The sequence below is a fragment of the Streptomyces sp. NPDC102514 genome (assembly GCF_055584525.1).
Genome location: NZ_JBVJLW010000006.1, coordinates 454,445 through 473,652 on the forward strand (window position 1 = coordinate 454,445; position 19,208 = coordinate 473,652).

A 19,208-nucleotide genomic window follows, 5' to 3' on the forward strand; every position below is an offset into this window, starting at 1 on the left:
GCGTGTCGTGGCCGGGGCGGGTCAGACCCGCTCGGCCGTCGCGGGCATCCGCGTCAGCCGGTCGCGGTACCAGTCGACGACCTCGCGCAGACCGTCGTCGAGCGACCGCAGCGGCCGGTAGCCGAGCTCGTCGCGGATCTTCGAGTCGTCCACCGCGTACCGCAGGTCGTGGCCCTTGCGGTCGGGCACCCGCCGGACCCGGGACCAGTCCGCGCCGCACAACTCCAGCAGCCTGGCCGTCATCTCACGGTTCGTCAGATGCGTACCGCCGCCGATGTTGTAGATCTCGCCCGCCCGGCCGCCGGTCAGCACCGCGTGGACGGCCCGGCAGTGGTCGTCGACGTGCAGCCACTCGCGGACGTTGCCGCCGTCCCCGTACAGCGGCACGGTCCGGCCGGCCAGCAGTTCGGTGACGAACAGCGGGATGAGCTTCTCCGGATGCTGGCGCGGACCGTAGTTGTTGGCGCACCGGGTGGTGCGCACGTCGAGCCCGTGGGTGCGCCAGTAGGAGCGGGCGACGAGGTCGCTGCCCGCCTTCGACGCCGCGTAGGGCGAGTTGGGCAGCAGCGGCTCCTCCTCCGTCCAGGTGCCCTCGGCGATGGACCCGTAGACCTCGTCCGTCGAGACGTGCACGAAGGTGCCCACCCCGCAGCGCAGGCTCGCCTCCAGCAGCGTCTGCGTGCCCAGCACATTGGTGGTCACGAACTCCGCGGGCCCGGTCAGGGAACGGTCGACATGGGTCTCGGCCGCGAAGTGCACCACCGCGTCGTGCCCCGGGAACACCTTCAGGACCGCGTCGAGGTCCCGGATGTCCACCCGGTGGAAGTCCAGGCGCGGGTCCGTGAGCGGCAGGTTGTCCGTGCTCCCGGCGTACGTGAGCAGGTCGACGACGGTCACCCGGCTCGGCCGGGGTCCGGGCAGACCGCCGGCCAGCAGGGAGCGCACATAGTGGGATCCGATGAAACCGGCGCCGCCGGTGATCAGGACACGCATGATGCGGACGTACCTCCGAGACGTCGACGCCCGTGGGCGCGGTGCTGGGCGGTCAGCCGCTCCAGTACGGGCACGACCTCCGCCGGGGTCGGGTCGGACTCCGCCTCGGTGCGCAGCCGGGCGGCGGCCTCCTTGAACGAGGGCTCCTCCAGGAGCCGTACGAGCCTGTTGCGCAGCCCTTCCACCGTCACCTCGTGGGAGGGGAGATGGAGACCCGCGCCCAGTTCCTGCTGGCGGCGGGCCCGCTCGATCGCGTCCCAGATCCAGCCCATGGCTATCTGCGGGACCCCTTCGACGAGCGCGGTCGACCAGGTCCCGGCACCGCCGTGGTGCACGACGGCCGCGCAGGTCGGCAGCAGCGCGTGCAGCGGTACGTGGTCCACCAGGCGCACATTGTCCGGGACATGGGTGAGCAGCGCCCGCTCCTCGGCGCCGAGCGTGGCCACCACCTCGATGTCGAGCCCCTCGATCGCCTTGAGGACCAGGTCGACGGGGACCGCGTTCGGGAACTCGGAGGTCCGGGCCGTCAGGCCCAGGGTGACGCAGACCCGGGGGCGGGCCGGCGGGACGCGGAGCCAGTCGGGTACGACCGCGGGCACCGGGCCGTTGTAGGGGATGTAGCGCATCGGGACGGCCGGGACGTCCGACGGCGGGCGGAAGCTGCGGGGCACCTGGTCCACCGACCACTGCCCCGTCACCGCCTCCTCGTCGAAGGGCAGGCCGTGGCGGCCGAGCGTCCACTGGAGCCACTGGCCGAGGGAGTCCTCGGGGTGCGCCGACCCCGGTGCGCCGTCCGGGCCCGGGGGGCCGGCCGTCGCAGCGGGGCCGAGCTGGGCGAGGAACGCCTGCCGCATGGGCAGGAACATGTCCGGGAACGAGAGGACGCGCGCGTGGGCCGCGCCGGTCACCTTCGCGGCCACCGCCCCCGCGAACGTGAACGGCTCCCACAGGACGAGGTCGGGCCGCCAGTCGCGGGCGAACGCGACGAGCTCGTCGACCATCGGATCGTCGTTGACCAGGGCGAAGAAGGTGGCGGTCATCATCGTGTCCCAGCCCTTGAGGAAGGCGGGGGTGAGCTGACCGGGGGCGTCGGGGTCCAGCGACTGGTCGGCGTGGTGGGACAGCACGGAGTCGCCCACCCCCTTCACCATCGCGTCGAGACCGGGGTCGGCCCCCACCGGGACGGCGGTCAGTCCGGCCGCCGTGATGCTCCCCGTCAGCGCGGGCTGGCTCGCCACCCGGACCTCGTGCCCGGCGGCCCGCAGCGCCCAGGCGAGCGGCACGGACCCGTTGAAGTGCGCGTCCAGCGCGAAGGACGTCAGCAGAACCCGCATGGTCGGTCCTCTCTGTTCTCTGCCTTCTCTGCCGTCACTGCGTTCTCCGCGAGCACTGTCACGGCTGCTCCGGTCACGGCGGCTGCCGTCACGTGGAGGTGGTCAGGGTGTACCGGAGCACTCCGCCGAGCACGGGGGAGCGCATCCGGCGCTGCACACCGTCGGCCGGGGCCAGCTGCGGGTGGCGCTCGCGCAGGGTGCGTACCGCGGTCTCCGCCTGGAGCCGGGCGAACGCCCCGAACAGAGAGGTGTGCGGGCCGGACAGCGACAACTGCCCCTGTCCCACGGGCCGGGTGAGGTCGAAGTGGTCCGGCGCCAGGAACACCTCGGGGTCCCGGTTGGCCGCACCGACATGGACGACGACCTGGGCGCCGGCGGGGATGTCCTGGCCGGCCAGCGTGAGGTCCCCGGCGGCGATCCGGCTCTCCAGCCGCACCGGCGGCGCGTGACGCAGCGTCTCCTCCACAGCCCCGGCCGCGAGTTCCGGGTTCTCGCCGAGCAGCGCCCACTGCCTGGGGTGCGCGAGCAGCGCCTCCACGGCGTTGTTGACCAGCCCGGCGGCGAACTCGACGCCCACCGCGGCGGTCAGCACCCCGACGGCGAGCGCGTCCTCGGCGGCGGAGGCCGTGGAACCGTCGGAGCTCGCCCGCAGCACCGTGCTGAGCAGGTCGTCGCCCGGCTCGGTCCGCCGCGCCGCGACGAGGTCGGCGACGAGGGCGCGTACGTCCTCGACCGCCTCGGTGAGCCGGCGGGTGACCACGAGCGGCTGCGGGCAGAGCGCCGCGTCGAGCGCGACGCCCAGGGCGAGACAGGCGTCGGCGAACCGCTCGCGCTGCGCGTCCGGGACGCCGAGCAGCGCGGCGGCGGCCTCGGTCGCCACCGGGCGGGAGTAGTCCGCCATGAGGTCGAAGGAGGCGCCGAGCCCGTCGGCGGTCTCCTGGTGGACGCGTTCGGCGTGCTTGCGGTGGCCGTCCGCCGCGGCCCCGCCGAGCACCGGGGCCGCCGACCGCTCCCAGCGCGCGTGGTCGGCGCCCGAGGCGTGCAGGAAGGCACGGTCCAGCGGAATGATGTGGCAGAGCAGCGGATTGCTCCACGCGTCCGAGAAGACGTGCCGCTGGAGGCCGGGCAGATCGGCGTGCCGCAGGCTCAGCCGCGGGTCGGCCAGCACCTCGGCGGCCACGGCGTGCCGGCCGGTGACCCAGGCCCCGGCCGCGCTCTGCCACAGCGGGGTCTCCGCCTCCCGTATGCCGCGGGCCAGCAGCACCGGGTCGTCGCTCTCCGCGCGCAGCGTCAGGGCGTACGGGTCGCCGCTGGTCCCGTAGATCCAGTGGAAGCCGCGGGCGGTCAGCAGATGGCGGCCGAGTTCGCTGTCGGTCTGCCGGACCTGCTGGGTCTGCCGGGCCTGCCCGGGTGCGGCGGGGGTCGTCTCGTCGGTTTCCGTGTCGGTCACGGCAGTCTCCTTCGGGGCGGGGTGTGGCACAGCGGGGCGTGGTGCGGGTTTCAGGTGAGGGACAGGCCGCCGTCGACCGCGAGCACCGCGCCGGTCGCGTAGGCGGCACGCGGGTCGGTGAGCTGGACCGCCCACCAGGCGATGTCCTCGGGGCGGCCGACCCGTCCGGCCGGGACGACGCCGGCGATGTGCTGGAGGAAGCCCGCGTAGGCCTCCGGTGTCATGCCGGACCGTTCACCGATACCGGTGTCGATCACGCCCGGGGCGAGGCCCAGGACCCGGATGCCGCGGGGCGCGAGTTCCACGGCCCAGGTCCGGGTGAGGAAGTCGAGCCCGGCCTTGGCGGCACCGTAGATCCCGTTCTCCGGCCAGGCGCGGCGGTACAGCGCGCCGGCCGAGCCGATGTTCAGCACGGTTCCGCCGCCGCCCGCCGCGAGGGCGTCCAGGGTCTGCCGGGTGAGCAGCAGCGGGGCCAGGAGGTTGGTGTCGAGCTGGTCGCGGGCCGCCTCCCGCTTGGTCTCCGCGAGGGCGGCGAAACCGCCGGAGGCCGCGTTGTTGACCAGTACGTCGATACGGCCGAACGCGTCCAGTGCCGCGTCGGTGACGGCCCGCGGGGTGTCCGGGTCGGTGAGGTCGGCGGTGAGGACGTCGATGCCGGGACGGCCCTCGGCGGTCCGGGCGAGGGTCGCGGGCGTGCGGCCCACGACGAGCACACGGTCGCCGCGGTCGGCGAAGGCACGGGCCACGGCCCGGCCGATCCCGGTCCCGCCGCCGGTGACGATCACGCCCCGGGGCGCGGCGGGGTCCTGTGCCGCGCCCGGGGCCGGGATCGGGGCCGGGCTCGCTCCGGTGGCCCGTGCCGCGTTCGTGCTCTGTGCCGCGTTCGTGTCGGGTGTCGCGCTCATGTCCGGGACCGTAGGCCGGGGCGCTCGATTCGCGGTCGACTCCCGCTACGGCCGGTCGTCACGGGTCACCACCCTGTCCCTGACCAGCAGTTCGCCCGCCTCGCGCACGAGGACGTCCCGGCAGACGCACATCAGGTGCAGCCGCGCGGGGCCGCCGCGCGGGACGGCGACGACCGAGACCAGGCTCTCGGCGGTCAGCGAGCCGTCGTCGGCCGGGGTGACGGTGAGCATGCCGACGTAGTGGCGGTGGATCTCGCCTGCGGCGGCGAGGCCCGCCGCGGCCTGCCGGGCGCCCTCGGTCAGGGCCGGGCGACCGCGCACCGGCTCCGGGAGCGAGGGCGGCTTGAACGCGCCGTCCTCGGTGAAGGTGCCGGCCCAGGTCTCGGCCTCGCCCGAGTCCAGGTCCCGCATCTGCCGTGCGTAGAAGTGCTGTACCTCGGCGTAGACGTCCGCCGGGGCCGTCGGGGCCTGTACCGCCATGCCGTGTTCCTTCCGCCGCTCCCGTTCCCGGGTTCCGGGTGGGGTCACGACGGTGGCAGTGAGCCCTCCAGGATCGGTCGAGCGCCGGACAGGTCCTGGCGCTGGCGGCCGTACAGCCGGGCTCCAACGCTTCTCTAGCCGCGCTGGTGAGCATGGGCTGGCTTGCAGGAACCCATCGCCGGGAGGCTCGTGTGCGCATCATCGACCTGTCCTCGCCCGTGGACGCGGCGGGTTTTGAACCCGATCCCGTGGTGCACGACGTGCTCGGCCCGAAGGAGGCCGCCACGCACATGAGCGAGGAGATGCGCGACCACTTCGGGATCGACTTCGATCCGGCCGTCCTGCCGGAGGGCGAGTTCCTCTCGCTCGACCGGCTCCAGCTGACGACCCACACCGGGACGCACATCGACGCGCCCTCGCACTACGGGACGCGCGCCTCCTACCGGGACGGCCCGCCCCGGCACATCGACGAGATGCCGCTCGACTGGTTCTTCCGGCCCGCGGTCGTCCTCGACCTGAGCGACCAGGGCACCGGCGCGGTCGGCGCCGACGTGCTCCAGCGGGAGCTGGACCGGATCGGCCACACCCTGTCGCCCATGGACATCGTGCTGCTGCGCACCGGCGCCGACGCGTGGTCGGGGACGCAGAAGTACTTCACGGACTTCACCGGGCTCGACGGCTCGGCCGTGCACCTGCTGCTCGACCGGGGCGTACGGGTGATCGGCACGGACGCCTTCAGCCTGGACGCGCCGTTCGGCGACATCATCGGCCGCTACCGGGAGACCGGGGACCGCTCGGTGCTCTGGCCCGCCCACATGATCGGCCGCGACCGGGAGTACTGCCAGATCGAACGGCTCGCGGGGCTGGAGCAGTTGCCCGTCTCCCGCGGCTTCCGTCTCGCGTGCTTCCCCGTACGGATCGCCGGTGCCGGCGCGGGCTGGGCGAGGGCGGTGGCCCTGCTCGACGAGGACGAGTGACAGGGCGGCCGGGAAGCACCGCGGCCGAGCGGACCACGTTCCACGCCCACCAGGGCGACAACGGGAGGAGACACACATGTACGGCCGGGAACTCGCGGACGTGTACGAGGCCGTCTACCGCAGCCGCGGCAAGGACTGGGGGGAGGAGGCCGCGGACGTCTCGCGGCTCATCGCCGAACGCCGCCCGGGAGCCGACTCGCTGCTCGACGTGGCCTGCGGCACGGGCGCCCATCTCAGCGTGTTCGGCGAGCGGTTCGAGGTCGCCGAGGGGCTGGAGATAGCGGAGCCGATGCGCCGGCTCGCCGAACAGCGGCTGCCCGGCACCACGGTCCACGCGGGCGACATGCGCGACTTCTCGCTGGGCCGCACCTACACCGCGGTGAGCTGCATGTTCTGCGCCATCGGCTATCTGGAGACGCTGGACGACATGCGGTCCGCCGTCCGGTCGATGGCCGCGCACCTGGAGCCCGGCGGCGTCCTGGTCGTCGAACCCTGGTGGTTCCCCGAGAACTTCATCGAGGGCTATGTCGCGGGTGACCTGGCCCGTGAGGAGCACCGCACGATCGCGCGGATCTCGCACACCACCCGCAAGGGCCGGGCCACCCGCATGGAGGTCCGTTTCACCGTGGGGGACGCCGCCGGTATCCAGCAGTTCACCGAGATCGACGTACTGCACCTGTTCACCAAGGAGGAGTACGTCTCCGCGTTCACCGACGCGGGCTGCTCCGTGGAATTCCTGGAGGACGGTCCCACCGGCCGCGGCCTTTTCGTCGGTGTACGCGAGGAGATCGGTGTACGCGAGAAGAACTGAGAGGAGCCGGCCGGGAAGAGACCGGTCGGGAAGCGGCCGGGATGCTCAGGGCGCCATTTCGCGGGCCACCGACATCACGTACTGGCCGTATCCCGACTGGGACATCTTCTCGCCGAGCCGGTGGCAGGCTTCCGCGTCGATGAATCCCATCCGGAGCGCGACCTCCTCGACGCAGGCGATGCGCACACCCTGCCGTTCTTCGAGGGTCCGCACATATTGAGCGGCCTGGAGCAGGGATTCCGGAGTTCCGGCGTCGAGCCAGGCGAAACCGCGGCCGAGGTCGACCAGACGGGCTCGGCCGCGGGCCAGGTAATTCCGGTTGACGTCGGTGATCTCCAGTTCTCCGCGCGCCGAGGGGCGGAGGTTCTTGGCGATGTCCACCACTTCGTTGTCGTAGAGATAGAGCCCGGTGATGGCGAGGTCGGAACGCGGCCGGGCCGGCTTCTCCTCCAGGGAGACCAGGCGCCCCGACGCGTCGGTCTCGCCCACCCCGTAGCGCTCCGGGTCCTCCACGGGATAACCGAACAGCACACAGCCCTGTACGTCCCTGACGTTGCTCTGGAGCAGGTCGTAGAAGTGGTGGCCGTGGAAGATGTTGTCGCCCAGGACCAGCGCCACGTCGTCGTCGCCCACATGGTCGGCGCCGATGACGAAGGCCTCGGCCAGCCCGGCCGGCCGGTTCTGCACGGCGTAGTCGATGCGGACGCCGAGCTGCGAGCCGTCGCCCAGGAGGCGGCGGAACTGGTCCAGATCGCGCTCGGTGCAGATGAGCAGGATCTCCTTGATGTCCGCGAGCATCAGCACCGAGAGCGGATAGTAGATCATCGGTTTGTCGCCGACCGGGAGAAGCTGCTTCGACACGGAAACGGTTATCGGATGGAGCCTTGTTCCCGTACCGCCGGCGAGAATAATCCCCTTCATGGGTATGCCCCTGTCCTCGATTTATGCCCATGCTAACGACCGAATTCGTTCGGCAGCAAGCAGGAAATCCCCTGGTCCAGGGAAATTCGAGCGGTAATAGAGGGGAAACCGGGGTTGTGGGCCGGCCCGGCCTTGTGATGTGCTGCGAGGGGATGGTGACGCCCTGCGGCAAGGAAATCATGTCAGCAATGGGAGGGAAGCGAATTCGATGACGACTCTCGTATGGGACTACCGGCAGGAATACGAGAACGAACGCGCCGATATTCTGGACGCCGTGGAAACGGTCTTCAACTCGGGTCAGCTCGTCCTCGGTGACAGTGTCCGCGGCTTCGAGCAGGAGTTCGCCGGCTACCACGGCGCGAGCCACTGCGTCGGCGTCGACAACGGCACCAACGCGATCAAGCTGGCGCTCCAGTCGCTCGGCGTCGGCCCCGGCGACGAGGTCGTCACGGTGTCCAACACCGCGGCCCCCACCGTGATCGCGATCGACTCGGTCGGCGCCACCCCGGTGTTCGTCGACGTCCACCCGGACAGCTACCTCATGGACACCGAGCAGGTGGCCGCCGTCCTCACCCCCCGGACCCGGTGCCTGCTCCCCGTCCACCTCTACGGGCAGTGCGTCGACCTGGCGCCCCTGGAGGCACTCGCCGCCGAGCACGGCCTGGTCCTCGTCGAGGACTGCGCCCAGGCCCACGGCGCCCGCCGCGACGGACGGCTGGCCGGCACCACCGGGGACGCCGCCGCCTTCTCCTTCTACCCGACGAAGGTGCTCGGCGCCTACGGCGACGGCGGGGCCGTGGTGACCTCCCGGGACGACGCCCACCGTGCCCTGCGCCGGCTGCGCTACTACGGCATGGAGGAGCGGTACTACGTCGTCGGCACCCCGGGCCACAACTCCCGGCTCGACGAGGTGCAGGCCGAGATCCTGCGGCGCAAACTGGGCCGCCTCGACACCTACGTACAAGGGCGGCAGGCCGTCGCCCGCCGCTACGAGGAGGGGCTCGGCGACACCGACCTGGTGCTGCCGCACACCGTCCCCGGCAACGAGCACGTGTACTACGTCTACACGGTGCGCCACCCCCGGCGCGACGACATCATCAAGGCCCTGAGGACGTACGACATCGAACTGAACATCAGCTATCCCTGGCCGGTGCACACGATGTCCGGGTTCGCCCACCTCGGCTACCCGGCGGGCTCGCTGCCCGTCACCGAGGAACTGGCGGGCCAGATCTTCTCGCTGCCCATGTACCCGGCCCTCGCGCCGGACATCCAGGACAAGGTGATCAGCGCGGTGCGTGACGTGCTGGACAGCCTCTGAGCCCGTGCGGCGGGCCCGCCCCGGCCCGCCCCGCGCACACCGAAGGCCCGGCGGAGGGATCCCGCCGGGCCTTCGGTGTGCGCAGGGGCGCTCTCAAGGGGGCGCTCTCAAGAGGTCACCCGGTGGAGTCGGCCGCCCGCAGGGCGCGCCAGCACGCCACCAGGCTCCGGGCCTGCACGTTGAGGTAGTGGCTGTGCCGCAGCAGCTGCGTCAGCTGGTCCATGGTCAGCCAGCGGTAGTCGGGGTGGCCGGGATCCTCGGGGACGTCGCTGTCCACGATCAGATAGCGGTTGCGGGCGTGGAAGAAACGGCCGCCCTCCTCGGAGAGCACGGCCTCGTAGCGGATGCGCCCGGGCCCGGCGGCCAGTACCTCGTCGAGATGGCGGGGCCGGGCCGCGGGCGGCAGCCAGGCGTAACTGTCCGGCACGCACTGCACGGTCGGCGCCAGTTCCACCACGTCCGCGTAGCCCGGCTCGGTGCGCGCGTGCAGCAGGACGTGCGGCTCCCCGCCGATCTCCCGGGTCAGGAAGGCGATGACGCCCGTGCCGCGCGGCTCGATCATCGGCTGGCGCCAGGTGCCGACCTCGCGCCCGGCGGCCGTCACGGAGACCCCGATGACGTCGAAGAAGCCGCCGCTCTCGTGCGCGTAGCCCATCTCGCCGTGCCGCCACTCGTCGAGCGCGTTGAGGGCGATCCGCTCGGTGTGCACCGACGCCAGCGAGCGGGCGCCGGCGATCCAGCTCAGCACGTCGGTCATCCCGTGCAGGGCACCGTCCGGCCGCGCGGCGTGCGGCAGACACGCCAGTACGGTGCGCGCGTCCATGTTGATGATGTCGTCGCGCGACAGCAGCCGGTACAGCTGCCCGAGCGTGAACCAGCGGAAGCCTTCCAGGACCTCCACCTCGGTGGTCGTCTCCACCACCATGTTGCGGTTGCGCTTGCGGTAGAACCAGGCGCCCTGCTCCGACTGCCGGACGTCCGCGAGCACCCGGTGCCGCGAGGTGTCCCGGAAGTAGTCCACGTACGGCACGGGCTTGCCCTTGTGGACGCCGGTGTAGTTGCTGCGGGTCGCCTGCACGGTGGGGGACAGTTGCAGTCCGCCGGGGTTGCCCGGTTCGGCCTTGGCCTGCATCAGGAAGTGCGGGACCCCGTCGAACTCCTTGATCAGGATGCCGAGGATGCCCACCTCGGGCTGGTCGATGATGGGCTGGTCCCACCAGGGCACCGCGTTGCCGGGATCGTGCACCCGAAGACCGTGGACCGTGAAGAACTTGCCGCTGCGGTGCCGCAGATCACCGGTGACCGGGGTCTGGTACCACTGGTCGAGGGCCGCCAGCGGTATCCGCTCGGCCGTCGTGTAGATCTGCTCCCCGTACTCGGCGAACCAGTCGTCGAATCCGGCGAGATCGGTCCGCGGGCTCTCCACCGCCGCGGCCGACCTGGCGATACGGGCCGTCACATCGGCCATCTGAACTCCTCGTCGTGGATGGAAGCGTGGAGGGGCGTACGCGGCTCGCCCAGTGCGGCCGTTCAGTCGGCGGGGGTCTCCCAGGTCGCCCGCATCGCCTCGGCCAGCGGGATCCGGGGCTTCCAGCCGAGCAGTTCGCCGGCCAGCCGGATGTCGGCCAGGGTCCAGCCGCCGCCCTTGCTGGCGATGGGCCCGTCCTCGACCCGGATCGCCTGCGGCGGCAGCCCCGAGGCGGCGACCAGCAGGTCCACCAGCTCGCGCATGGCGGTGGCCTCGCCGCGGCCGATGTTGACGACCTGTCCGGTGGCCGGTGACGCCACGCCGAGGACCACGGCCTCGGCCAGGTCGCGCACGTCGATGAAGTCCCGCCGCGCGTCCGCGACCCGCAGTGTCACCGGGTCGCTCGCGTCCGCGGCCCGCAGCCGGTCGACGACCGCCCCGAGGAAGCTGGCCCGGGTGGTGCGGGGTCCGCACACGTTCACCGCGCGCAGCACCAGCCCGGCCACCCGGCCCGCCCTGGTGGCGTCGAGCACCAGCTCGGAGCCGGCCAGCTTGGTCCGCGCGTACATGGTGGCCGGCCGGGGCTCCAGGTCCTCGCCGATGGCGAGCGGCTCGGCCACCGGACCGTACTCGTGGATGGAGCCGACATGGATCAGCCGCGGGCGGTCGTCCATCAGCGTCACGGCCTTCACCAGCCGCTCGACCAGGGTGATGTGGGCGTACCGCATCTCCTCCTCGGTCGTGCCCCAGCCGCCCGTCACGTTGACCACGGTGCTCACCCGGTGCCGGGTGAGCAGCCGCGCGAGTTCGGCGGGCGGGACCGCCGCCACGTCGAGGCCGGCGAAGACGTGCCCCGCCGTCGCGGGCCCGCCGCGCCGGGCGACGGCGAGCACCTCGTGTCCCTCGCGGGCCAGCGCGGCGCTCACACAGCGGCCGACGCAGCCGGTGGCCCCGAGCACCGCGACCCGGGACCCCTCGGCCGGCGGCCGACCGCTCAGGGCCGCCACAGTGCGGCCTCGATCCGACGGCACTTGTCGTACTCCGGCAGGCCGCCCTCCGCCCGCACCTGGGCGAGCAGGGGCGCGGCCGTGTCCCGCGCGGACAGCAGGGGTGCCACGTCCGTCGGGATGGGCAGGCCGAGCGCCGGGTCCAGCGGGGACAGGGACAGTTCGTGCTGGGCCTCGTAACTCCCGGAGAGCATGTACGACATCACCGTGTCGTCCTCCAGGGCGATGAAGGCGTGTCCGACGCCGACCGGGAAGTACATGGCGCCGAAGGTCTCCTGGTCGAGCACGGAGGAGTCCCAGCGGCCGAAGGTGGGCGAGCCGACGCGGATGTCCACCACGATGTCGATGGCCCGGCCCCGGGCGCAGTACACGTACTTGGCGACGCCCGGCGGGGTGACCGTGTAGTGGATGCCCCGGACGGTGCCGCGCCTGGACCTGCTGTGGTTGGACTGCGCGACGGGGAAGAGGGGATGTCCGAGGGCCTCCACGAACGCCGGTTCCTGGTACGGCGAGGTGAACAGGCCGCGGTCGTCCTCGAAGACGGGCGGGTTGAAGGCGTACGCACCGGACACGGCGAGTTCGCGGAACCTCACGGCGGTGGTCATCTACAGCTCCCCCCGGACGGTGTCGCCGGTGGTCGCGGCGGGCTTCGCGCGGTGTTCCGCCACGAGTTTCTCCAGCACCGGGACGATGTCGTTGGGGCTCGGCGTGCCCACCATCTCCCGGCGGATCCGCGCGCAGTTCTGTGCGAACGAGGGCTCGTCCAGCAGCCGCAGCACGTGGTCGCGCAGGTCCTGCGCGGTGTAGTGGTCGACGTCGTGCAGATAGAGACCCGCGCCGGTCTTCTCCAGCTGCTTCGCCTTGTGGATGGTGTCCCAGACCATGTCGGGCACGATCAGCTGCGGGACCCCGTGCGCGAGCGCCGTCTGGAAGGTGCCGCTGCCGCCGTGGTGGATGACCGCGGAGCAGGTCGGCAGCAGCGCGTTGAGCGGGACGAAGTCGACGGCCCGTACGTTGTCGGGGAGTTCGAGACCGGCGAGCTGCTTCTCGTTGAGGGTCGCGACCACCTCGACGTCCAGCTCCGCCAGCGCCGAGACGAGTTCGCCGATGGAGGCACGGTCGCCGTCCAGCACCTCGCGGTGGGCCACGCCAAGCGTCAGACAGATCCGGCGCTTCTTCGGCGGCTCGTGCAGCCAGTCCGGGATGACGGCCTGGCCGTTGTAGGGGATATACCGCAGCGGGACGAACGGCTGCTTCACCGGGAACCGCATCGACGGCGGCACCGGGTCGATCGTCCACCGGCCGACCGCCACCTCCTCCTCGAACCCGGAGCCGTAGCGGCCGAGCGTCCAGGTCAGCCACTCGCGCAGCGGATCGTCGCGCTGCTCGGGCAGCCGCTCCGCCTGGAGGTCGAGGAAGGTCTCGCGCATCCGGCCCAGCAGGTCGAGCCCGAACAGCAGCCGGGCGTGGGCGGCGCCGGTGACCTGCGCGGCCACCGGCCCGGCGAAGGACAGCGTGTCCCAGACGACCAGGTCGGGCTGCCACTCGCGGCTGAACGCGACCAGGTCGTCGATCATGCGTTCCGGGCAGGAGTTCTGGAAGGCCATCGCCGTCATCGAGGTGAACACCCCGAGGACGTGGTCCCAGGTCAGCATCTCGGGACGGGTCTCCGTCATGTCCATCCCGGCTTCCGCCTGGCTCTCCATGATCTCGGCGTCGTCGCCCAGGCCCTCGTTGACCCGCTGCATCTGCTCCTCCAGGAGCAGCGGCTCACCGACGCACACGGCGGTCAGCCCGGTACGGGTGATGTCCTCCGCCAGGTCCGGCTGGCTGGCGACACGGACCTCGTGACCGGCGGTCTGGAGGGCCCAGGCCAGCGGGACCTGGGCATGCATATGGGACTTCGCGGCGAACGTGGTGAACAGGACCTTCATCGATCTCCCTCTTCGCAGAGCAGATGGTGGCGTGCGGCGGTTCTCACTGCCCGTCGTGGCCGACGTACCGGTGCTTCACCAGCCAGCCGGCCCCGTCTCCGGCCCCGTCCTCGCCCTCGTCGGCGACGAGGACGTCCTGGCACGACGTGCTCAGCCGGATCTGTGGAGCGGCGCCCGCCGCGGTCGACACGACCAGGGCGTCGTAGCCCGTGCGCACCGAACCGTCCGGGAACCGCCAGGCGGCCGGCAGGCCCAGCCAGTGCCGGCGGACCGTGCCGGCGGGCGCCGCGGGCCGGCCGCGCACCGCCGCCGCGATCGCCGCCCGGCCGCGCACCGGCTCGGCGAACGAGCTCTGGTCGAAGGCCCCGTCCTCGGCGAAGGTGTCCGCCCAGGCGTCCCCCTCGCCCTCGTCGAGGAGCCGCATCTGCCGGGCGTAGAACCGCTGGATCGAGGCGTACTCGGCGGGCGGCACCGTCTCTGACTTCGCCCGCCCCTCCGCGTACTCCTTGGCGTGCCGCATGGTGATCGTGCTGTTGCCGCCGAGCGCGTCCCGGATGAAGGTGCGGGCGTCGGCGGTGGTGGCGCCGGCGCCGAGGACCTTGCCGACGGCCGCGGCGTTGACGACCACGGTGTGCCGGGAGACGGCCACGCAGCCGGACGGGATCTCCCGCACCGTCCACTCACCGGTGTGCACCGACATCAGGGCCGGGGTCTGCAGCTGCTTGTACGAGATCCGCCCGTCGGGCAGGCAGATCCGCACCGAGGCCGTGGTGTGCGTCGACCCGTCGGGCGTACGGGTGTCCATCTCCAGGTGCTGGACGTCGGGCGTGTCCTCCTTCAGCAGCACCCGGGCGACGTGCGGCAGCCGCTCCTGCCACTCGCCCGCGTCGTGCAGGAAGTCCCGGACCTCCTGCGCCGGGGCGTCGATCCGCACCGAGTCCTCGAAGGTGTACGGGGCCTCGTCGGTGCCGGTGCGCAGCGCGGCGGACTCCAGCGCGGCCAGCTCGGCGCCGCTGTTGCGCTCGATCGCCTCCAGGATCCAGCTGACGTTGCGCTCCAGGCCGTCCACCGCCCGGAAGTCGTGCAGCAGCCGCACCCGGCTGCCGCCGCCGGGGAGCGCCTCGACGATCCACTCGCCGCCCATCGCGGCGACGGGGTCCTGGGAGACCTCCTGGCGGAAGCGGATCCGCAGCCCGTCGCGGTCCAGGGTCCGCCGCGAGGTCCAGGACTTGACCTCGCCGTTGGCGGTGGCCCAGATCCGCAGCCGCTCCTCGTCGTCCGAGCGCTCCAGATACTCCACGTGCAGGCTCGGCGGGAAGACGAACGGCCAGTCCTGCGCCCGCTCCACCAGGCCGAAGACGGCCTCCGGGGCGGCGGCCACCGTGATCGTGTGCTCGGTCCTGTGCGTCTCGTGCTGCGCCTCGTGCTGCGCCTTGTGCGCCATGCTGATCCCGATCCCCTCTGTCCGCCCGGTCCGCCCGCCCCGGACTGTCCGCCCGCGGGCGCGCACGGCCGGGCCCGCTGTCAGTAGTTGCCGAGCCCGCCGCAGACGTTCATCGCCTGGGCGGTGATCGACGCGGCCGTCGGGGAGAGCAGATAGCCGACGAGCCCGGCGACCTCGTCCGGCGTGGAGTAGCGGCCGAGGGGGATCTTCGCCTCGAACTTCTCCAGCACCTCGTCCTCGGTGATGTCCCAGGCGCCCGCGTAGCCCTGGCGCACCCGCTCGGCCATCGGCGTCTCGACATAGCCGGGGCAGACGGCGTTGACGGTGATGCCCGTCTTCGCCAGTTCCAGGCCGAGGGCCTTGGTGAAGCCGACCACGCCGTGCTTCGAAGCCGAGTAGGGCGCTCCCAGTGCCACGCCCTGCTTGCCGCCCGTCGAGGCGATGCTGACGATCCGTCCGGTGCTCTGTTCCAGCATTCCGCCGGTCGTCAGCACCTCCCGGGTCATCCGGAAGACGCTGTTCAGGTTGGTGTCGATCACGTCGAGCCACAGCTCGTCGGGTATCTGCGCGGTGTGGCCGCCACCGCTGCGGCCGGCGTTGTTCACCAGGACGCCGACGGGGCCGAACCGGTCCCTGGCCTCCTGGACGAAGGCGCGTACCCGCGCGGTGTCCCGTACGTCGCAGGAGGCGCCGTCGACCTCGTGGCCGGCCTCGCGCAGTTCCTTGACGGTGTGGGCGACCCGGTCGCCGTCGCGGGCGCAGATGAAGACCCGCGCCCCGCCCTCGGCCAGGCTCCGGGCCACGGCGAGACCGATCCCGCTGGTGGCACCGGTGACGATGGCGACGCTCTCTGCTGCTGGCGGCATGACGGCTCCTCAGCGGTCCCTGCGGGGTGGCTGCGACGGGTGTCTGTGACGGATGGCTGCGACGGGTGTCTGCCACGGACGTCCGTGGAGGAGGTCCGTGGTGGGTGCCCGTGATGGGTGTCCGCTCCGGATGCCGGACAACAGCGAGGGTTTCAGCGGCCGCTCGAATCACGCTCGACCCACGGCCCGGCCCGGGCTCCAGCGGCCTTCCACCCGCCTGCGAGACCAGGCACGCAGCGTGGAGCGACACGAACGATCGCACGATGTCAAGCGATGCCAGGTCACACGAACGGGTCAAAAACAGACCTGACAACACCGGGCAATACCGGGCAACACCGTTGAACGAGGAGGCCATTGATGACGGATCACGAGCCAGACGCCAGGGAGGCCGGCGCCGTGACCTTCGTGAACACCTTCACCGTGCACGCCGAACCCGAGGTGTTCGAGAAGGAGTTCGCGCGGACGTCCGCGTTCATGGCGCGGCAGCCGGGCCTGATCCGGCACACGCTCTCCCGGCACGCGGAGCGGCCCGGCCAGTACGTCAACGTCGCCGAGTGGCGGGATGTCGCCTCGTTCCGCGCGGCCGTCTCGCACGCCGACTTCCAGCCGCACGCCGGCGCGCTGCGCGCCCTCGCCGAAAGCCGGCCGGAACTGTATCTGGCCCGGCTGCGCCGCGACGGCACAGCGGCGTCCGGGGGGCCGGCGTCCGAGGGCCCCGCGCTCGACGGGGCGGCCGGCGCGGGGGAGGGGATATGACCGCCCGGCGGGTGGTGATCACCGGCCTCGGAGTGATCGCCCCGGGCGGCATCGGCACGAAGGCGTTCTGGGAACGCATCGTCTCCGGAGTCTCCGCGACCAGGACCATCACGGCCTTCGACGCGACGCCTTTCCGCTCCCGGATGGCCGCCGAATGCGACTTCGACGGGGCCCGCCACGGACTGTCGGCCCGGGACACCGCCCGGCTGGACCGCGCCTCCCAGTTCGCCCTGGTCGCCGCCCGCGAGGCGCTGGCCGACAGCGGCGTCGAGATCGACGGGAGCAACGCGCACCGGACCGGCGTCAGCCTCGGCTCCGCCGTCGGCTGCACGCTGAAACTGGAGGAGGAGTACGTCGCCCGCAGCGACGGCGGCAAGCAGTGGCTGGTCGACCACGCGGCGGGCACCCCGTACCTCTACGACTACTTCGTGCCCAGCTCGATGGCGGCGGAGGTTGCCTGGGAGGCCGGCGCCGAGGGCCCGGCCGCGCTCGTCTCGGCGGGCTGCACCTCCGGCCTCGACTCCCTGGGCCACGCCGTCGAACTCATCCGTGAGGGCAGCGCCGACATCATGATCGCCGGGGGCAGCGACGCCCCCATCGCGCCGATCACCGTGGCCTGCTTCGACGCCATCAAGGCCACCTCGCCGCGCAACGACACCCCCGACCACGCCTCCCGGCCCTTCGACCGGACCCGCAGCGGCTTCGTCCTGGGCGAGGGCGCCGCCGTCCTCGTACTGGAGGAAAGGGAGTCGGCCCTGCGGCGCGGGGCGCAGGTCTACGCCGAGATCGCCGGCTTCGCCGCCCGCGCCAACGCCCACCACATGACCGGACTGCGCCCCGACGGCCTGGAGATGGCCGCCGCGATCACCGGCGCGCTCGACGACGCCCGCATCGACCGCGAGGCCGTCGGCTACGTCAACGCGCACGGCACCGCCACCCGGCAGAACGACATCCACGAGACGGCGGCCATCAAGCACAGCCTGGGCGAGCACGCCCACCGCGTCCCGGTCAGCTCCATCAAGGCGGTCATCGGCCACTCGCTCGGCGCCGTCGGCTCCATCGAGGCCGCCGCCTCCGCCCTGGTGATCCGGCACGGCGTGATTCCCCCCACGGCGGGACTGCACGAACCGGACCCCCAACTCGACCTCGACTACGTGCCGTTGACCGCCCGCGACCGGCCCACCGACACCGTGCTGACGGTGGGCAGCGGCTTCGGCGGCTTCCAGAGCGCGATGGTGCTCACCGCGTCCGAAGGGAGGCGCCCATGACCACCGCGCCCACGACCGCCCGGCCGACGACCACCGCGGCCGGGACCGCCAGGGCCGTGGTCACCGGGGTCGGCGTGCTCGCGCCCAACGGGATCGGGGCCGAGGAGTACTGGGCGGCGACCCTGCGCGGGGAGAGCGGCATCGCCCGCATCACCCGCTTCGACCCCTCCTCGTACCCCTCCCGGCTGGCCGGCGAGGTCACCGGGTTCTCGGTGCGCGACCACATCCCCAGCCGGCTCGTGCCGCAGACCGACCGCACCACGCAGTTCGCCCTCGCGGGCGCCGACTGGGCGCTCGCCGACGCCGGGCTGAACGCCGACAGCCTGCCCGCCGACGAGCGCGGGGTGGTCACCGCCAGCGCCTCCGGCGGCTTCGAGTTCGGCCAGCGCGAACTGGGCCACCTGTGGGGCAAGGACCCCAAGCACGTCAGCGCGTACATGTCCTTCGCCTGGTTCTACGCGGTCAACTCGGGCCAGGTGTCCATCCGGCACGATCTGCGCGGGCCCACCGGGGTCCTCGTCACCGACCAGGCGGGCGGCCTCGACGCGGTCGCCCAGGCCAGGCGCCGCATCCGCAGGGGCACCCCGCTGATGCTGACGGGCGGCATGGACGCCTCGCTGTGCCCGTACGGGCTCGCCGCGCAGATCTCCGCGGGCATCCTCAGCGACAGCGAGGACCCGACCCGCGCCTATCTGCCCTTCGACGCCGCCGCCGCCGGCCATGTGCCCGGCGAGGGCGGAGCGATCCTCACCCTGGAGGACGCGGACCGGGCCCGGGAGCGCGGGGCACGGGTCCACGGGGAGATCGTCGGGTACGCCGCCACCTTCGACCCCCGCCCGGGCTCGGGGCGGCCCGCCAACCTGGAGCGGGCCGTCCGCGGGGCGCTGGACGACGCCGGACTGCGCCCCGGGGACATCGCGTTCGTCCTCGCGGACGGCGCCGGTGAACCGGAACCCGACCGCGTCGAGGCCCAGGCCCTGACCGCGGTCTTCGGGCCCGGCGGTGTACCGGTCACGGTCCCCAAGACCATGACGGGACGCCTCTACTCGGGCGCCGCGCCGCTCGATCTCGTCACGGCCCTGTTCGCCCTGCGGGACGGCGTCGTCCCGCCGACGGTCCACGTCGAGGAGACCACGGGCCACGACATCGACCTGGTGACCGGCGCCCCGCGGCCCGTCACGGGAGACGCCGCGCTGGTACTGGCGCGGGGCCGCGGGGGCTTCAACAGCGCCATGGTCGTACGCGGTCCCGCGGCGGCCTGAGACCCATCCACCAC

At 72.4% G+C, this 19,208-nt stretch carries 18 protein-coding genes; 6 read left to right on the top strand and 12 right to left on the bottom strand.

The features are described from left to right. Window positions 1-21: 21 nt before the first annotated feature. From rfbB to ACZ60E_RS18805, 5 genes are all read right to left on the bottom strand, one after another. Complete coding sequence (gene rfbB, locus ACZ60E_RS18785; RefSeq protein WP_469441739.1) at window positions 22-993, bottom strand: dTDP-glucose 4,6-dehydratase; 972 nt, start codon at window positions 991-993, stop codon at window positions 22-24. Continuing rightward, window positions 981-2,327: an activator-dependent family glycosyltransferase gene (locus ACZ60E_RS18790; protein ID WP_469441740.1), complete on the bottom strand. Its 1,347-nt coding sequence runs from the start codon at window positions 2,325-2,327 to the stop codon at window positions 981-983. Before ACZ60E_RS18790 ends, rfbB begins: the two co-directional genes overlap by 13 nt. An 88-nt stretch (window positions 2,328-2,415) precedes the next feature. Further along, window positions 2,416-3,777 carry a cytochrome P450 family protein gene (locus tag ACZ60E_RS18795; protein WP_469441743.1) on the bottom strand — a complete coding sequence of 454 codons (1,362 nt, stop codon included), beginning with the start codon at window positions 3,775-3,777 and terminating at the stop codon, window positions 2,416-2,418. Window positions 3,778-3,827: 50 nt separating this feature from the next. Further along, window positions 3,828-4,682, bottom strand: a complete 855-nt coding sequence (locus ACZ60E_RS18800; RefSeq protein WP_469441744.1) for an SDR family NAD(P)-dependent oxidoreductase — start codon at window positions 4,680-4,682, stop codon at window positions 3,828-3,830. Window positions 4,683-4,727: 45 nt separating this feature from the next. Then, window positions 4,728-5,162, bottom strand: a complete 435-nt coding sequence (locus tag ACZ60E_RS18805; protein ID WP_469441746.1) for a nuclear transport factor 2 family protein — start codon at window positions 5,160-5,162, stop codon at window positions 4,728-4,730. 191 nt (window positions 5,163-5,353) lie between these two features. Here ACZ60E_RS18805 and ACZ60E_RS18810 point away from each other — a divergent pair, with 191 nt between their 5' ends. Continuing rightward, entirely contained in the window at window positions 5,354-6,139 is a 786-nt protein-coding gene (locus ACZ60E_RS18810; protein WP_469441748.1) for a cyclase family protein, read from the top strand. Window positions 6,140-6,215: 76 nt separating this feature from the next. Continuing rightward, the gene (locus ACZ60E_RS18815) at window positions 6,216-6,950 is read left to right on the top strand and encodes a class I SAM-dependent methyltransferase (RefSeq protein WP_453792811.1); all 735 of its coding nucleotides are present in this window, start codon (window positions 6,216-6,218) and stop codon (window positions 6,948-6,950) included. Window positions 6,951-6,995: 45 nt separating this feature from the next. On the opposite strand, the gene rfbA is transcribed toward ACZ60E_RS18815, so the two are convergent. Next, a complete protein-coding gene (gene rfbA / locus ACZ60E_RS18820) occupies window positions 6,996-7,871 on the bottom strand; it encodes a glucose-1-phosphate thymidylyltransferase RfbA (RefSeq protein ID WP_384802549.1) in 876 nt (291 codons plus the stop codon). A 208-nt stretch (window positions 7,872-8,079) separates the two neighbouring features. On the opposite strand from rfbA, the gene ACZ60E_RS18825 reads away from it, so the two are divergent. Continuing rightward, window positions 8,080-9,189, top strand: coding sequence for a DegT/DnrJ/EryC1/StrS family aminotransferase (locus tag ACZ60E_RS18825; protein ID WP_469441751.1), 1,110 nt, complete (start codon window positions 8,080-8,082; stop codon window positions 9,187-9,189). Between the two features lie 115 nt (window positions 9,190-9,304). Here ACZ60E_RS18825 and ACZ60E_RS18830 read toward each other — a convergent pair whose 3' ends face one another. From ACZ60E_RS18830 to ACZ60E_RS18855, 6 genes are all read right to left on the bottom strand, one after another. Further along, window positions 9,305-10,657, bottom strand: a complete 1,353-nt coding sequence (locus tag ACZ60E_RS18830; protein ID WP_384802555.1) for an NDP-hexose 2,3-dehydratase family protein — start codon at window positions 10,655-10,657, stop codon at window positions 9,305-9,307. Window positions 10,658-10,719: 62 nt separating this feature from the next. Further along, window positions 10,720-11,664: an NAD-dependent epimerase/dehydratase family protein gene (locus ACZ60E_RS18835; RefSeq protein WP_469441754.1), complete on the bottom strand. Its 945-nt coding sequence runs from the start codon at window positions 11,662-11,664 to the stop codon at window positions 10,720-10,722. Next, entirely contained in the window at window positions 11,652-12,269 is a 618-nt protein-coding gene (locus ACZ60E_RS18840) for a dTDP-4-dehydrorhamnose 3,5-epimerase family protein (RefSeq protein WP_384802561.1), read from the bottom strand. Before ACZ60E_RS18840 ends, ACZ60E_RS18835 begins: the two co-directional genes overlap by 13 nt. After that, window positions 12,270-13,598, bottom strand: coding sequence for an activator-dependent family glycosyltransferase (locus ACZ60E_RS18845; protein ID WP_469441756.1), 1,329 nt, complete (start codon window positions 13,596-13,598; stop codon window positions 12,270-12,272). It lies immediately after the preceding gene. Window positions 13,599-13,641: 43 nt separating this feature from the next. Next, window positions 13,642-15,042, bottom strand: coding sequence for an SRPBCC family protein (locus ACZ60E_RS18850; RefSeq protein ID WP_469441759.1), 1,401 nt, complete (start codon window positions 15,040-15,042; stop codon window positions 13,642-13,644). Window positions 15,043-15,122: 80 nt separating this feature from the next. Further along, complete coding sequence (locus ACZ60E_RS18855; protein ID WP_469441761.1) at window positions 15,123-15,908, bottom strand: SDR family NAD(P)-dependent oxidoreductase; 786 nt, start codon at window positions 15,906-15,908, stop codon at window positions 15,123-15,125. Window positions 15,909-16,265: 357 nt separating this feature from the next. On the opposite strand from ACZ60E_RS18855, the gene ACZ60E_RS18860 reads away from it, so the two are divergent. The 3 genes from ACZ60E_RS18860 to ACZ60E_RS18870 are packed head-to-tail and all read left to right on the top strand — an operon-like array spanning window position 16,266 to window position 19,194. After that, complete coding sequence (locus tag ACZ60E_RS18860) at window positions 16,266-16,664, top strand: antibiotic biosynthesis monooxygenase family protein (protein WP_469441763.1); 399 nt, start codon at window positions 16,266-16,268, stop codon at window positions 16,662-16,664. Further along, the gene (locus tag ACZ60E_RS18865; protein WP_453792806.1) at window positions 16,661-17,932 is read left to right on the top strand and encodes a beta-ketoacyl-[acyl-carrier-protein] synthase family protein; all 1,272 of its coding nucleotides are present in this window, start codon (window positions 16,661-16,663) and stop codon (window positions 17,930-17,932) included. The genes ACZ60E_RS18860 and ACZ60E_RS18865 overlap by 4 nt, the downstream gene beginning before the upstream one ends. Beyond that, a complete protein-coding gene (locus tag ACZ60E_RS18870; protein WP_469441767.1) occupies window positions 17,929-19,194 on the top strand; it encodes a ketosynthase chain-length factor in 1,266 nt (421 codons plus the stop codon). The genes ACZ60E_RS18865 and ACZ60E_RS18870 overlap by 4 nt, the downstream gene beginning before the upstream one ends. Window positions 19,195-19,208 lie beyond the last annotated feature (14 nt).

Bases quoted from the DNA above. Each gene is read 5' to 3' on its own strand.
- rfbB (WP_469441739.1), bottom strand. From the start codon at position 993: ATGCGTGTCCTGATCACCGGCGGCGCCGGTTTCATCGGATCCCACTAT.
- ACZ60E_RS18790 (WP_469441740.1), bottom strand. From the start codon at position 2,327: ATGCGGGTTCTGCTGACGTCCTTCGCGCTGGACGCGCACTTCAACGGG.
- ACZ60E_RS18800 (WP_469441744.1), bottom strand. From the start codon at position 4,682: ATGAGCGCGACACCCGACACGAACGCGGCACAGAGCACGAACGCGGCA.
- ACZ60E_RS18805 (WP_469441746.1), bottom strand. From the start codon at position 5,162: ATGGCGGTACAGGCCCCGACGGCCCCGGCGGACGTCTACGCCGAGGTA.
- ACZ60E_RS18815 (WP_453792811.1), top strand. From the start codon at position 6,216: ATGTACGGCCGGGAACTCGCGGACGTGTACGAGGCCGTCTACCGCAGC.
- rfbA (WP_384802549.1), bottom strand. From the start codon at position 7,871: ATGAAGGGGATTATTCTCGCCGGCGGTACGGGAACAAGGCTCCATCCG.
- ACZ60E_RS18825 (WP_469441751.1), top strand. From the start codon at position 8,080: ATGACGACTCTCGTATGGGACTACCGGCAGGAATACGAGAACGAACGC.
- ACZ60E_RS18830 (WP_384802555.1), bottom strand. From the start codon at position 10,657: ATGGCCGATGTGACGGCCCGTATCGCCAGGTCGGCCGCGGCGGTGGAG.
- ACZ60E_RS18840 (WP_384802561.1), bottom strand. From the start codon at position 12,269: ATGACCACCGCCGTGAGGTTCCGCGAACTCGCCGTGTCCGGTGCGTAC.
- ACZ60E_RS18845 (WP_469441756.1), bottom strand. From the start codon at position 13,598: ATGAAGGTCCTGTTCACCACGTTCGCCGCGAAGTCCCATATGCATGCC.
- ACZ60E_RS18850 (WP_469441759.1), bottom strand. From the start codon at position 15,042: ATGGCGCACAAGGCGCAGCACGAGGCGCAGCACGAGACGCACAGGACC.
- ACZ60E_RS18855 (WP_469441761.1), bottom strand. From the start codon at position 15,908: ATGCCGCCAGCAGCAGAGAGCGTCGCCATCGTCACCGGTGCCACCAGC.
- ACZ60E_RS18860 (WP_469441763.1), top strand. From the start codon at position 16,266: ATGACGGATCACGAGCCAGACGCCAGGGAGGCCGGCGCCGTGACCTTC.
- ACZ60E_RS18865 (WP_453792806.1), top strand. From the start codon at position 16,661: ATGACCGCCCGGCGGGTGGTGATCACCGGCCTCGGAGTGATCGCCCCG.
- ACZ60E_RS18870 (WP_469441767.1), top strand. From the start codon at position 17,929: ATGACCACCGCGCCCACGACCGCCCGGCCGACGACCACCGCGGCCGGG.